The 12,956-nt window shown below is 63.0% G+C and carries 12 protein-coding genes; 6 read left to right on the top strand and 6 right to left on the bottom strand.

Going from position 1 to position 12,956, the window contains the following annotated elements; translation table 11 throughout:
- The first annotated feature begins 186 nt into the window (after window positions 1–186).
- Complete coding sequence (locus tag LDN85_RS21285; protein ID WP_026547727.1) at window positions 187–387, top strand: hypothetical protein; 201 nt, start codon at window positions 187–189, stop codon at window positions 385–387.
- Between the two features lie 106 nt (window positions 388–493).
- Here LDN85_RS21285 and LDN85_RS21280 read toward each other — a convergent pair whose 3' ends face one another.
- Together LDN85_RS21280 and LDN85_RS21275 are read right to left on the bottom strand one after the other, a co-directional pair.
- A complete protein-coding gene (locus LDN85_RS21280) occupies window positions 494–1,525 on the bottom strand; it encodes an LLM class flavin-dependent oxidoreductase (RefSeq protein ID WP_223944231.1) in 1,032 nt (343 codons plus the stop codon).
- A gap of 128 nt (window positions 1,526–1,653) precedes the next feature.
- Window positions 1,654–2,016 carry a YgjV family protein gene (locus LDN85_RS21275; protein ID WP_223944229.1) on the bottom strand — a complete coding sequence of 121 codons (363 nt, stop codon included), beginning with the start codon at window positions 2,014–2,016 and terminating at the stop codon, window positions 1,654–1,656.
- Window positions 2,017–2,199: 183 nt separating this feature from the next.
- Between LDN85_RS21275 and LDN85_RS21270 the strand changes: the two genes are divergently transcribed.
- Window positions 2,200–3,123 (top strand): LysR family transcriptional regulator, encoded by a 924-nt coding sequence (locus tag LDN85_RS21270; protein WP_026541124.1) that lies wholly within the window; start codon window positions 2,200–2,202, stop codon window positions 3,121–3,123.
- Window positions 3,124–3,166: 43 nt separating this feature from the next.
- Here LDN85_RS21270 and LDN85_RS21265 read toward each other — a convergent pair whose 3' ends face one another.
- Window positions 3,167–3,946: an isocitrate lyase/phosphoenolpyruvate mutase family protein gene (locus tag LDN85_RS21265; protein ID WP_091553509.1), complete on the bottom strand. Its 780-nt coding sequence runs from the start codon at window positions 3,944–3,946 to the stop codon at window positions 3,167–3,169.
- 112 nt (window positions 3,947–4,058) lie between these two features.
- Window positions 4,059–5,267, bottom strand: coding sequence for a diguanylate cyclase (locus LDN85_RS21260; protein ID WP_223944227.1), 1,209 nt, complete (start codon window positions 5,265–5,267; stop codon window positions 4,059–4,061).
- 358 nt (window positions 5,268–5,625) lie between these two features.
- Between LDN85_RS21260 and LDN85_RS21255 the strand changes: the two genes are divergently transcribed.
- Both LDN85_RS21255 and LDN85_RS21250 read left to right on the top strand, forming a co-directional pair.
- Window positions 5,626–6,873 carry a sialidase family protein gene (locus tag LDN85_RS21255; protein ID WP_223944218.1) on the top strand — a complete coding sequence of 416 codons (1,248 nt, stop codon included), beginning with the start codon at window positions 5,626–5,628 and terminating at the stop codon, window positions 6,871–6,873.
- A gap of 8 nt (window positions 6,874–6,881) precedes the next feature.
- Window positions 6,882–7,169 (top strand): MoaD/ThiS family protein, encoded by a 288-nt coding sequence (locus tag LDN85_RS21250; protein WP_026541126.1) that lies wholly within the window; start codon window positions 6,882–6,884, stop codon window positions 7,167–7,169.
- Window positions 7,170–7,209: 40 nt separating this feature from the next.
- Here LDN85_RS21250 and LDN85_RS21245 read toward each other — a convergent pair whose 3' ends face one another.
- Window positions 7,210–7,446 (bottom strand): hypothetical protein, encoded by a 237-nt coding sequence (locus tag LDN85_RS21245; RefSeq protein ID WP_026541127.1) that lies wholly within the window; start codon window positions 7,444–7,446, stop codon window positions 7,210–7,212.
- A gap of 227 nt (window positions 7,447–7,673) precedes the next feature.
- On the opposite strand from LDN85_RS21245, the gene LDN85_RS21240 reads away from it, so the two are divergent.
- Window positions 7,674–10,385 (top strand): FG-GAP-like repeat-containing protein, encoded by a 2,712-nt coding sequence (locus LDN85_RS21240; RefSeq protein WP_223944217.1) that lies wholly within the window; start codon window positions 7,674–7,676, stop codon window positions 10,383–10,385.
- 209 nt (window positions 10,386–10,594) lie between these two features.
- Here the strand turns inward: LDN85_RS21240 and LDN85_RS21235 are convergent, their stop codons facing one another.
- Window positions 10,595–11,932, bottom strand: coding sequence for an MFS transporter (locus LDN85_RS21235; protein ID WP_026541129.1), 1,338 nt, complete (start codon window positions 11,930–11,932; stop codon window positions 10,595–10,597).
- 203 nt (window positions 11,933–12,135) lie between these two features.
- Here LDN85_RS21235 and LDN85_RS21230 point away from each other — a divergent pair, with 203 nt between their 5' ends.
- Entirely contained in the window at window positions 12,136–12,906 is a 771-nt protein-coding gene (locus tag LDN85_RS21230) for an IclR family transcriptional regulator (protein ID WP_026547721.1), read from the top strand.
- The last annotated feature ends 50 nt before the right edge of the window (window positions 12,907–12,956 follow it).

Below are 12,956 nucleotides of genomic sequence, written 5' to 3'. Positions count from 1 at the left end.
ATCCCTTGTGTGACGGGAGTCCGGCCAACGAAGCGTACGCCGGGAATTCCCCTAGGAACAGAGTGGCCCTAAGCGCGGCCGGCCACAAGGGCCGGACCCTTGTAGACACCCCCGCCCCGGCCTACGGTTAATCCGTGCCTGCGGCGTACTTGAACCCACGGCACATCCGAAAGAAGGCGGTCCGCGATGGAAATTTTCATGTGGTGGCTCGATCTGCACCTGGACAGCAAAGAATGGTTGCGGGAAAACCTGCGCGTCGATGAGCTTCCCCTGCCCGTACTGCAGCATATTGCCGAAGCCGGGGGTCCCCATCCGGACAAGGTCAGCGGTGTGCTGACGGAGGCGGACTGGGATTTTATCGAGACACAGTCGGAGTTTGTGGACTGACGCTGCGTGGCCCGCGACGCCGGACTGACGCTGCGTGGCCCCGACGCCGGTCTGGCGGGGCCTGACCCGCGACGCCGGTCTGACGCGGCCTTGCCCGCGACGCCTGTCAGGCGGCGGGCGTCCACCCCAGGGCCGGCCCGAGTTTCTCCGCGATGTCGGTGAGGATCTGCACATAGTCCTCGTGCTCAAAGCTGAAGGGCAGCGCGAATGCCACCTCGTCCACCTCTTGGAAACCTTGGTGGGCGTAGAGTTGCCCGGCGATCTCCTCGCTGGTTCCGATAATGTCCTGGGCGAACATCATGCCCTTCGGTCCCTGGGGCGCACGGGTACGTGGGGTCCGTTGGTCCACATACCGCTGGTATTTCTGCCGCTGGTCCGGTGAGGCCGAGTCTGTGGGAATCACCACCAGGCCTTGGGAGACGCGGGCAGGATGGCCTCCTTGGGCTGCGGCTTCGCGATAGGCGCGGATCTGGGACTGCTGGACCTTGGCAAAGTCCGGTTCCTGGTCCTTGTCCGGGAAGATCACGCTGCTGGAGAGCAGGTTGAAGCCGTTTTCCCCGGCCCACACCGCCGATTTCATGCTCGCAGCCCCGTACCAAAGCCGCGCACGCAGGCCCGGAGAATGTGGTTCCACGCGGTGCGAAAATTCCTCCACCACGCCTTGTTTGCCGGAAAATTCCCGGATTTTCTCCCCGGCGACCAGACGGGCAAGCCGGTTCACACGGGCGTAGCTGAAATCCTCTACATCGGCCGTGTCCGGGTAGAGCTCATGCTTCACGGTGTCGTAATTCATGGGTTCCCCCACGCTCAGCCCCGGGTTGATGCGTCCACCAGAGAGAAGGTCCACGGTGGCCAGGTCTTCGGCCAGGCGCAAAGGGTTTTCCCAACCCAGCGGCGTCACGGCAGTTCCCAGCTCAATCCTTGAGGTGCGCTGGCTTGCTGCTGCCATGACCGCAACGGGCGAGGAAATCCCGAACTGCAGATGCCGGTGCCGGAGCCATGCGCTGTCGAAACCCAGCCGTTCCCCAAGCTCGATGATCTCCAAGGTGGACCGGTGCCCTGCGGCCGGATCCGCGGGATCGAACAGGCCGATGGTGAGGAAACCAAGTTTGCGCAGGGGATGTTCGGGAGTGGGCATTGGCTTCCTTCACGGTTGGGCGGCGGCTACTGCCCAGAATAGGCTCCGGTACCAGGCACGACGTCGGGACGTTACCTTTTGTGATGCCGGCGCCGGTGCCGTTGAAGGACTTTGGTGCCGGGCGGAGGCTATGCGGCGATGGCGCTGGGGCGGGTGGCCGCGACGATGACCTGGGCGGCGGTGTCCGGGCCAAGGGAGGAGGTCCTTTGAGCCCGTTCCTGAACCTGTGCCTGCTGAGCCTCGCGCTCCTGCCGTTCCTTTGCCCGCATCCGGAGCAGCGACACTGCTGAGATCAGGAACCAGGCCACGTTGGTCACTACGGAAGGCCATGCACCGTGGAGCGTCCCATTGATGATGAAAGCGCACGAACCAAGGAGGTTGACGGTTTGGAAGGTGGTGCCTGCCTGCAACCAGCCCATGGACACTGACAAGTAGCCGCCGAGCATTGCCACTGCGCCGGCCCAGCCGGTGATTTCGAACAGCAGTTCCATGGGATTTCCTTTCGGGATTTGGGCACCCCGGAAGGCGCCGGTGAGCGGCGTGTGATCCGGAGTGGAGGCTTGATTAGCTGATCGGTATTTCGAGGCTGAATCGTGCTTTTGAGTCAATATTGGGCGAGGATTGCCTTTAGATCAATTGCAATCTTCTGAAGACGGAGTTTAGGAGCGCTTAACATGGATGTGGACCCCCGCAGACTCTTGGTCCTTCTTGCTGTCGCCCGTACCGGAGGCGTCCTCGCAGCTGCCGATGAACTGCGCATTACGCCCTCCGCGGTGTCCCAGCAGTTGAGCAAACTTGAGGCCGAGGCGGGGCAGTCGCTGCTCCTTCGAACCCCCAAAGGGTCAGTGCTCACACCCGCGGGCCTGGCCATGGCAGAGGCGGGGGAAGAGATAGAGCGTGCGCTCAACGTCGCAAGGGCCCGGATGCAGAGCGAAGTGAATATCGCAGGCGTTGTACGGGTGGGCGGCTTCACCAGCTTCATGCGCACAGTAGTGATCCCGCGCCTTCCGGAATGGCGCAGCCAATACCCCCAGCTGCAGATCCAGATCGTGGAGGACAGCTTCCCTGCGGTGATGAGGCTGATTCGCCAGCGCCAGCTCGATGCCGTGGTGATCGAACAGGACTCGACGGCGGCAGAGCAGCATCCGATGGCCGCCGGAATGGTCCAGGAGCCCTTGATGGATGAGCCGTGGAAACTTGTGGTGCCCGCAGGCAGCCTGCTGGGCACGGATAACATCGATCTCAGCCGCTTGCACTTGCCCTGGCTGGGGGTGGAGTCATCAGCAGCCAATACCGCAGTGCTCGGACGCCTCCGGCACTCCACGGGGGCACGGATTGAGACTGTTCATCAGTACCACGACACCCTGACGGCGCTGGCACTCGTCGCTGCCGGTGAGGGGGTGGCCATTGTGCCCACCCTTGCGCTCACGGGAGTGGTCCACGACCATGTGGACATCCTGGACGTTCCTGGTTTGGGCACCCGGCACATCGCCCTGCGACGCTTCGATCGCCGTCGGGCAGCGAGCCTGCCCGTGGACACGGTGGCCCGGCTTCTGCGGGAATCCGCAGCTGCCTTCGACACCCGCTCCGGCTCCTGACCTGTCCCGCCGCCACCGACGGAACAGGCCAGGAGTGGCCCGGCTAGTTCAGCGCCGGAGTGTCGGTCGGGATCACGCCGGAGCCGTAAAGATCCGAGGCAAGATCCTGCAGTGCCCGCAAGGCCACGCGCTGGGTGAACGGACCGTAGGACACCCGGGCCACACCGAGTTCCTGGAGTTCTGCAGCCGGAAGGGCTCCCGGGGCGCCGATCACCGAAAGCTTGCCGTGGCCGAGGCCTTCAACCAGCGGCTCGATGACCTCACGGGTCATGGCGCCGGGCACGAAGACCAGGGCAGCACCGGCGTCGAGGAAAGCGCGGCCGCGGGCGATGGCATCCTGGATGCTTTCTTCAATGGGGCGGTCGCCGCCCCGCACAATGGCATCGGTGCGCGCATTGAGCTGGAATGCGATTCCTTCATCTGCGGCAGCCGAGATGATTGCCTGGACGCGAGCAACGGCTTCGTCGAAGGGACGGAGTCGGTCTTCGACGTTTGCACCGACCACTCCAATCGCAATCGCCCGGCGGATGGTCTCGGCCGGGTTGTCGTAGCCATCGTCCAGGTCTGCACTGACAGGGTGATCTACGGCGTCGACAATCCGCTTTACTCCATCCAGCGCGACGTCCAAAGGCATGGTCCCGTCGGCATATCCGAAGGACGCCGCAATGGAATGTCCTGCCGTCGCAATCGCCTGCGTCCCAGGAAGCTCTGCGATGGTCCGGGCGCTGATGGCGTCCCACACGTTCACCACGCTCAGGATTTCGGGGGCCTCGTGCAGGGCTTTCAGCTTTTGTGCACGTGCATTGGTGTTTGCTTCAGTCATCGTCGCTCTCCGTTAATGTTTGTCCTCCGTGATTCACGGGTGGGAACCACTCTCACTTGCCACCCACAGCCTAGGCATAAGGCCACACCAGGCGATACCAACCTATGTGAACTTACGACGGCGGACGGCTGGCTTCGGGCGCGGGTTCCGTTCCCGCAGGCACGGCTCCCACCACCCGGTTCCGCCCCTGCGCCTTCGCGCTGTAGAGGGCGGCGTCGGCCACGTTGATCATGAAGGAAAGGTCCTGGACGTCGGTTCCCGTGGAGGTCACGCCATAGCTCACTGTCGGGAAGGGCAACCCGTCCGGACCCCTCATGGACTGCAGGTGGTCACTGATTTCGGAGGCGATTGCCTCGGCCCTCTGTTGGGAGGCGCCGGGCAGGAAGAGGATAAACTCCTCCCCTCCATATCGCCCTACGAGGTCTGTTGACCTGACCGAGGCGGTGCAGGCTGCAGCGAAGGCGCGGAGGGCTGCGTCACCGGCTGAATGCCCATGCTCGTCGTTGATTGCCTTGAAATGGTCCAGGTCGGCGAGGATCAAAGCTGCCCCCCGGCCGGACGGCCGGGCGAGGGACCGGGCTGCCAGGTCCAGGAACGCGCCCCTGTTGAGCAGGCCCGTCAGGTGGTCACGCTCGGCACGTTCCCGGAGGCGTTTGATCAGCTGCTTGTTGCTGAGCGTATTCATGGTGGAGGACACGGACACCAGGAGCATCAAATGCATGAGGGCCGCCGGCGCGTAACCAAAGAAGTCAAGGAACACCGCGCTGTTGGGCCCGGCTGCCATAAAGGTGATGCCGCGGGACAAGTAGTACAAGGCAGTCAGCGCGGCAATCAAGGACAGGAACGTGGTGATCCGCGAGCGTCCGGGCCTCGCGAACCACAGTTCCACGGCGGCCAGGCTGATTCCCAGCATGGTCAGGCTGAGGTACGTCAAGCCGCCCGACCATACTCCGGATCCCGGGTCATCCAATGCCGAGGCAAGTCCGCTGAGCAGGGGAGCCGGTACCAGGAGCCACGGGGTGGCGCGGCGGTCCCTTAAGGTACGGGCTCCCGCCCAGAGGCAGAAGGTACCGGCAACAACCAGGGCCTTGCCCAGGGGGTTTGCCCAGAATTGCGAGGCCGTCCCGTTCAGGAGGAAGGCGGCGTTGCCAACAAAGAACAGGCATAAGGCAACCCGCCACCACCCGGCGTATGCCGAGTGTCTCCGCTGGGACGACACACAGGAAATGACGATCAGGGCCAGGGTGACCAGGCCGAGGACCATCCTTACGGAGAAGGGGTCCAGGACTATTGCTCCCTCTTGCAGTGCTGCTGCAACCATGGCGCGGCCCCGCTAACGCGCTGGGACCGCAGAGTTCCCTTGTGACGGCTTCATGACTCCCTGACCTCGCAAAACATCTGTTCCCCCAACAACGTTGTTCCGGCCTCGTGACCGCAAAACCACAGTCAAGCACGTTTTCTCCCGCGCCGGGGGACAACGGTGGTTCTGGCTCCAGAAAAGTTTTTTTCTATTTCCGCGTCACGATCTGGAGTTTGGCGACACTGTAACCGTTAGGAGTTCTCTGCCCAGAGTTTGAAAGCAATGGAAAGTCCGGCCGAATCTGCTGAGGGCATCCCAAAACTGCGACTATCCACATACGCCCGGAAAACCGTTGCCACCCACCCGCACCGATGGTTCGATGGGACTCATGGCAACCGCAGATAACGCAGAGAGTTATGTCCTGGCTATCGGGACCAAAAAGGGCCTGTGGCTGGCAACCAGCCCGGACCGCAAGGATTGGTCCCTCTCCGGCCCGCACTTCCTGATGAGCGAGATACCCAGCATCGGGATAGATACGCGCAACGGCAAAACCCGGATCATGGTGGGAGTCCGTTCCGAGCATTGGGGGCCCACCGTCGCCCACTCCGACGACCTTGGAGCCAGTTGGACCGAGCCGGAGCAAGGCGCCATCAAATTCCCGGAGGGCACGGATGCAGCCCTGGAACGCGTCTGGCAGATCTACCCCGACGCCGAGTCCCGGCCCGGCGTCGTGTGGGCAGGGTGCGAGCCGATTTCAGTGTGGAAATCCACCGACGGCGGTGAGCACTTCGAGTTGAACCGCGGGCTGTGGGACCACCCCCACCGCAGCGAATGGGGTGCCGGTTACGGGGGAGCGGCGGCACACTCGATCGTGGTTGACCCGTCCGGCGAGAAAGTCCATATCGCCATGAGTACGGGCGGCGTGTACAGATCGCTCGACGGCGGGACCTCATGGGAGCCCCGGAACAAAGGAATCTCGGCCTACTTCATGCCCGATCCCAACCCTGAGTTCGGGCAATGCGTCCACAAGATCGCGGCAGACGCCGCCGTCGAGGGCCGTTTGTACGCTCAAAACCATCACGGCGTGTACCGCTCGGATGACAACGGGGAGAACTGGGAATCGATCGCGGACGGGTTGCCTGCGGATTTTGGCTTCGTCATGCTGACGCACCCGCGGCGCGAAGGAACCGCGTGGGTGATTCCGTTGAAGGCCGATGGCGAACGCATCCCGCCGGACAGCAAGCTCAGCGTCCACCGCACCAATGACGCCGGCAACACGTGGACCGAACTGCACGCCGGTCTCCCGGACCATGAGTACAACGCCGTACTGCGCGATGCCGCGTCCGTGGACACGGCCGAGCCCGTGGGGGTGTATTTCGGAACCCGCGGAGGTGCCGTCTATGCCAGCGCTGATGAGGGCAGCACCTTCACGGAAGTTGCCTCACACTTGCCGGACGTCCTGTGCGTAAGGGCCGCCGTAGTGGTGGACAACACGGCAGGAGTGGAAGCGCCACTGGCTGCGGCGGAAGCCACAGTGATTGCCGAAGCCGCAGTGATAGTGGAGGCAGCGGCCCAGGAGATTGACCCCACTCCGGGCGATCAAGCCAGCGCGCCGGTGCCGGGTTAGGCCCCGTTGTGGCTGACTTTACGGTCCTGCTGCCTGGTGTCCTGCAGCCCCTCGTCGGCGGACAGTCCTATCTGACTGCGTCCGCCGACGGGGCTGTGACCGTTGGACAATTACTTGATGTGGTGACCGGAGATTACCCGGTGCTGGCCAGGCGTCTGCGTGATGAAACCGGGTCCCTCCGCCGTTTCGTGAATATTTACGTGAACGGTGATGAGGTGCGGCGTCTGAAGGGTCTTGATACGGAGGTCGCTGCCGGACAGGAGGTCCTGATTGTCCAGTCCGTGGCCGGCGGCTAAGCAGGATTGACGGCTAAGCGGGATTTGGGGTCAGGCCGGTTCAGGCGACGCGCCAAACACTGCATTCGTCGGTATTGATGGCTTTCCTCAACCCTGAGGCGTGGTCCATGATCCAGACGACGCCGATACCCGGCGCGGTCTCCTGAACCAGTCCGCGGCGGATGACCACGTCATCGTAGGCGGGTCCCACGGACAGGCGGGCTTCGATCTCGTCTCCACGGTGGAGCTGGCTGATCGCGCGTATACGTGTTGTGTGAGTTGTGACTTCCTTCAGCATGGTGGCCTCCTGGGCTGGAGCTTGTGCCTGCACTTGCCGGCTATTCCAGTGTGGCCCGGCATTGTTGCCACGGTATTTCGGGCCGGTTAGGGTCCGGTTAGGATTCCGGGTTGGTTGCATTTCAATCGACCCAGCCCTGCCTTCCCGGCGTGGTGGGGCTGCGGCTGTAGCCTGATCTCGGTTCTTGAGACTCACAGGAGCCACAGGCTCCGTCCCCGGGAGATTCAATGGGTGTTTTGCGGCGATCCATCGCGCTGTCCACAGGCTTGATGGTGTTTGCCACCGGCCTGTTTTTCGTTCAGGCCCCTGCAACAGCCGTTCCTGTCCCAGGCCCGGACAATCCGAACGTGAAGTTCATTGAGGGCACGCCCCACTCGGATCACACGTTCGAAGAGCCGCCGGTGGGCGGCGCACCCAAGGGACAGTCCGACGTCGACTCCCTCCTCAGCAACGGTGCAGCAGCGATTGGCCCGGGCGGTGACATCCGTGTCCGGCTGGTGACGGCAAAACTCGCGGACAACTCCAACACTGTCTCCATGGCCGACGCCGAAAAGACTGTGGCCGCCACCAGTTCCTACTGGCAGGCAATGACAGCGAACAAGCTCTCCATGACGGTCAACAGCAAGGTTGCCGGGCATCAATCCCAAGCGAAATCCACCGACAGCTACAGCACCATCATCTCCACCATCACCAGCGAGCTGAAGTGGTCGGCGAGCCCGTACACGGCGCTGGTGATCTTCATTCCCACCACCACGTTGTCCGGAAACGCGCTCGGCGCCGGCTACAGCAGCGGCAGTTACAGCGGCCGCGTCCTGATGCCGCAGATCAGCAACTTCTCCAATAACGTCATGAGCCATGAGTTCGGCCATGTCATCGGCATGATGCACGCTGATGCGCTGCAGTGCACCAGCGGGGCGTCCGACGTCGGAGTCAACAGCAACGGCCAGTTCACGGACCCGTCCTGCTACATCCGCGAGTACGGCGATACCACCGACATCATGGGCGCTGCGCAATGGAACTCGCCCGTCATCAGCTCCACTTTCTGGGACTACGGCGGACTCGGGCGAGGCGATGAGATCCGCGACACCGGCGTGGCCGCGGGAGTCAAGAGCTACACGCTTAAGCCCTGGGGAGGCACCGAAGCCCAGCGGGCCCTCAAGTTCACGGACCCCGTCAGCAAGGAGGTCTATTACCTGGAACTTCGGCAGCCGGTTGGCTACGACAGTTACCTTTCAGGCGGCAACAAAGGCGTCAAAATTGTCCAGCGCGGCGGTGCCACGATTGCTTCGTCGCTGATCCTCATGCCGGACACCACGCCGTTCAGTGGTTGGTACAGCCAGAACCACGCCTGGCAGGCCGGGAGCACTTTCACCACCTACACAGGTACCAGGGTGACCATCAACTCGGTCAGTTCAACCTCCGCCACGGTCACCATCAATGCGGACACGAAACTCAAGACACGAATGAGCTTCTCCGCCGGAGATTTCGACGGTGACAAGCTGGCCGACGTCCTTTCCCGCGAAGCGGACGGTTCGCTTCTCCTCTACGCAGGCCTCCCCGGGAACCGCCTCGAGGACCCTGTACGGATAGGCTCCGGCTGGGACATCTTCAACGCGGTCCTGGGCACGTCCGATTTCACTGGCGACGGCTTCGCCGACATCCTGGCGCGCAGCAGCGACGGCGCCTTATGGCTCTACCCGGGCAATGGCAAGGGCGGCTTCCTGCCCCGAAGCCAGGCAGGGTATGGCTGGCAGGGCTTTACGCAGTTGGTGGCTCCCGGTGACTTCAACGGCGACGGCCGGGCAGACCTCATTGCCGGCAGTTCCGACGGCCGTCTCTGGCTTTATCCCGGCAACGGTTCGGGTGGATTCCTGGACCAGCGGCAGATCGGCCAAGGCTGGGATGTGTTCACCAGTCTTTCCGCGGCGGGCACTTTCGGTGGCGGCATGGCAGGACTCCTTGCCCGCACGTCGGACGGCGCCCTCTTCGTCTACCCCGGCGACGGCGCGGGCAGCCTCCTGCCGCGTACCGCCGTCGGAACCGGTTGGAACCTGGCCGGTGACATTGTTGGCGGGCAGGAATTTACCGGCGACGGCAAGGCGGATGTCCTTGGCGTTGGTTCCGATATGACGCTTTACCCGGGTGACGGGACCGGCTTTGCCGAGCGGCTGGCGATCGGAAGCGGTTGGAACCAATTCAGCCAGGTGTGGGAAGCCGGTGATTTCGACGGCGACTCCGTGGGCGACATCCTGGCGCGGGGAGCCAACGGCATGCTGTGGCTCTACCCGGGGAACGGTTCGGGTGGCTTCCTGCCACGCGTACAGGTGGGGACCGGGTGGAACATCTTCACGTCGGTTCTGAGCGTCGGCGACTTCGACGGCGACAGGCACCCGGATCTGGTGGCCAGGGCCTCCGATGGGACGCTGTGGCTTTATCCGACCGATGGGAAGGGGCAGTTCCTGGCCCGCAAACAGATTGGTGCGGGCTGGCAAGGATTCACTGAGCTGTTGGCACCGGGCGACTTCTCCGGCGATGGCCGCTCCGACATCCTGGCACGGGCCGCGGACGGAGCCTTGTGGCTCTACCCCGGCAACGGTGCCGGGGGATTCCAGCCGTGGAAGCAGATCGGGACTGGCTGGAACATCTTCAACGCCGTCATGCAGGGCAGCGACTTCAACGGTGACGGCCGGGAAGACGTCCTGGCCCGCGGTACCGATGGTGCACTGTGGCTCTATCCGGGCAATGGCACCGGGGGCTTCCTGACACGGCAGTACCTGGGGTCCGGGTGGAACATGTTCACTTCCTTTGCTGCCCTGGGCAACGCCTTTACGGGCACAGGCGATCCGTCCCTGGTGGGCGTGGCCGGGGATGGAACACTGCTTCTCTACTCCGGAACGGGTTCTGGAAAGTTCAAGCCGGTGGCGTTGGACCCGCGGTAGGTCGTCGTCTGAGTTGTCCAGAGGTGAGCCTCAGGTATAGCACCCGGAATTGTTGCGCTGGGTGAGGCAACGTGGAAGTGGGAAGCGCTCCTTCCCGGTTGCCATTGGCCCCTCAGGTTCGAAGAACAGCGAAAAACCCGGAATGCCATGTGACATTCCGGGTTTTTCGCTGCTTCTCCGATCTCAGCCCAGCGGGGCTGAGTACGGGCTTACACGTGCTGGGTTTGCTTGGGCAGGCCGAGCTCTGCGGTGGGCGTCTTGGCGGATTCGCGGGCGGTGGAGGCCGAGATGACGGCGATGAGGCAAACTACGGCTGTGAAGATCGAAACTGGGACCCATCCGCCAGGCTTGGTTCCGCCGATCGCGGTGACGATGGTGGGCGCGAAGCCTGCCGCAAGGAAGCCAAGCTGGGTGCCGATGGCCAAGCCGGAGAAGCGGACTTTAGTGCTGAACATCTCGCCGTAGAACGAAGGCCACACGGCGTTGGCTGCCGCGTAGCCCAGTGAGAAGTACGCGATAGCGGCGATGAACATAAGCGGCGTGGAGCCGGATTCGAAGCTCAGGAAGAAGAATGGTGTCATGATGGCGCTCGCCACGGCCCCGTAGATGAACACGGGCTTGCGTCCGATGCGGTCTGCGAGCATGCCGAACAGCGGCTGGGTTCCCAGGGCAACAACGTTGGCCGCAACCACCAGCCACAGAGTGATGGTGCTGTTGACCCCGGCGACATCCTGGGCGTATTTGATGGCGAGGGTGCCGAAAACGGTGCTGACTGCTGCAATGAAAGCGCAGCAGATGACCCGCAGGACGTCCTGCCAGTGGTGCTTCAGCAGGTCTGCGATGGGAAGCTTGGCGATCTGGTTGTTCTTCTGGGCCTCAGCGAAAGCGGGCGGTTCGTGCAGGGTGCGGCGGATGAAGAAGGCCACAAGCACCACCACTGCGCTGAGCCAGAAGGGGACGCGCCAGCCGATTCCGTATTTGATGTCATCCGGCAGTGCCACCACGGGGATGAAAACCAATGCGGCCAAGATCTGGCCTCCCTGGGTTCCAGTGAGGGTCCATGACGTAAAGAAAGATCGGCGGTTGTCTGGAGCGTGTTCCAAGGTCATGGATGACGCGCCAGCTTGTTCACCGGCTGCGGAAAGTCCCTGGCACAACCGGGCGAGCACCAGCAGAGCGGGCGCCCACCAGCCGATTGTTTTGAAATCAGGGAGGCAGCCGATCACGAACGTCGACGCGCCCATCAGGACCAGGGTAAACATGAGGACCTTTTGCCGGCCGATCTTGTCTCCGAAATGACCCAGGAATGCCGCACCGATGGGGCGGGCCAAGTACGCGAAACCAAAGGTGGCAAAAGACATGACAGCCGCATTGGCGTCGGCGGAGGGGAAGAACACGTGGGGGAAGATCAGGGCTGCGGCGGAGCCGAAGATGAAGAAGTCGTAGTACTCCACCGCGCTGCCCAGGAAGCTGGCAAGTGCGGCTTTCCGGGGTGTTCCTGTGGTGGTTTCAGTGCCTGGCGTCGCTGACGGCATTGTTTGGCTCATGGAAGGTTCCTTCTGTGACGACGATGTCGCGGATCTGGCTTCGGTGGGAAGACCAGAGCGAGGTGCGGCCGGATCATCCCTAAAGTAACCACATGGTGAGAGCTACTTGTGCAATACAGCAATAGTGGCTGTGAGTGGGGTCACTTGTCAAGAGATGTCACCACCATCTAGAAATAGCTCTCACTATGTGGGAGCATCGAGTCATGAGTGTGAAAGAAGACACAAAGACCGACATGGTCGGCAAAGCCCTGAGTTTGTTGGTCCTGCTGGGCGACGAGCCGCGCGGCGCCAGCGCGGCGGACCTGGCAAGGAGTGCAGGCCTGCCCTTCAGCACCACCTACCGGCTGCTGGGCTCGCTGACACGGGACGGGTTTGTGGACTACGAGCCCGACGGGCGGCGCTACCACCTGGGCCTGCGCGTGTTCCAGCTGGGGCAGCGGGTTTCCAACCACCACGGCTTCGCGGCTACGGCACTGCCTGTCCTGCAGCGGGTCACGGAGCGGACGCATGAGGCCACCATCCTTTCTGTCCGCGACGGCAACCATCACCTGACGGTCAACAAGGTGGATGGCCCCAAGACGTTCCGCGTCACCAGCGATCCCGGCCATCTCGGTGCCCTGCACACAACGTCCGTGGGCAAGGCCATTGTGGCTTTCGAGGAAGAGGTGGAGCGGAAGCGCCTGCTGGAAGAGCTTCCCCTGGACCCCCTCACGGAACGTTCCATCACAGATCGCGATGTGTTCCGGGAGGAAATCGAGCAGGTTAGACGCCAGGGCTACGCCGTGATGGACGAGGAGAATGAGGTCGGAATGCGCGCCGTCGCGGTTCCCGTCCTCAACTCACAAGGCCATGCGTTCGCATCGCTGGCAGTCGCCGTGCCCGTCTTCCGGATGGGCATGGAGGAGCTGATCGCGCACGTCCCCACCCTGCAGGAAGCCGCAGCTGAGTTGTCGGCCCGCCTGCCCCAGCGCTAGCCCCCGTTGTGAGGCCCGTTATGCACACCAAACACGATGGATACCCGGCA

The sequence above is a fragment of the Arthrobacter sp. StoSoilB20 genome, from assembly GCF_019977295.1.
Taxonomy (GTDB): Bacteria; Actinomycetota; Actinomycetes; order Actinomycetales; family Micrococcaceae; genus Arthrobacter; species Arthrobacter nicotinovorans_A.
Note: the sequence above shows the minus strand (reverse complement) of the source record. Positions and strands in the feature narration are given on the sequence as shown.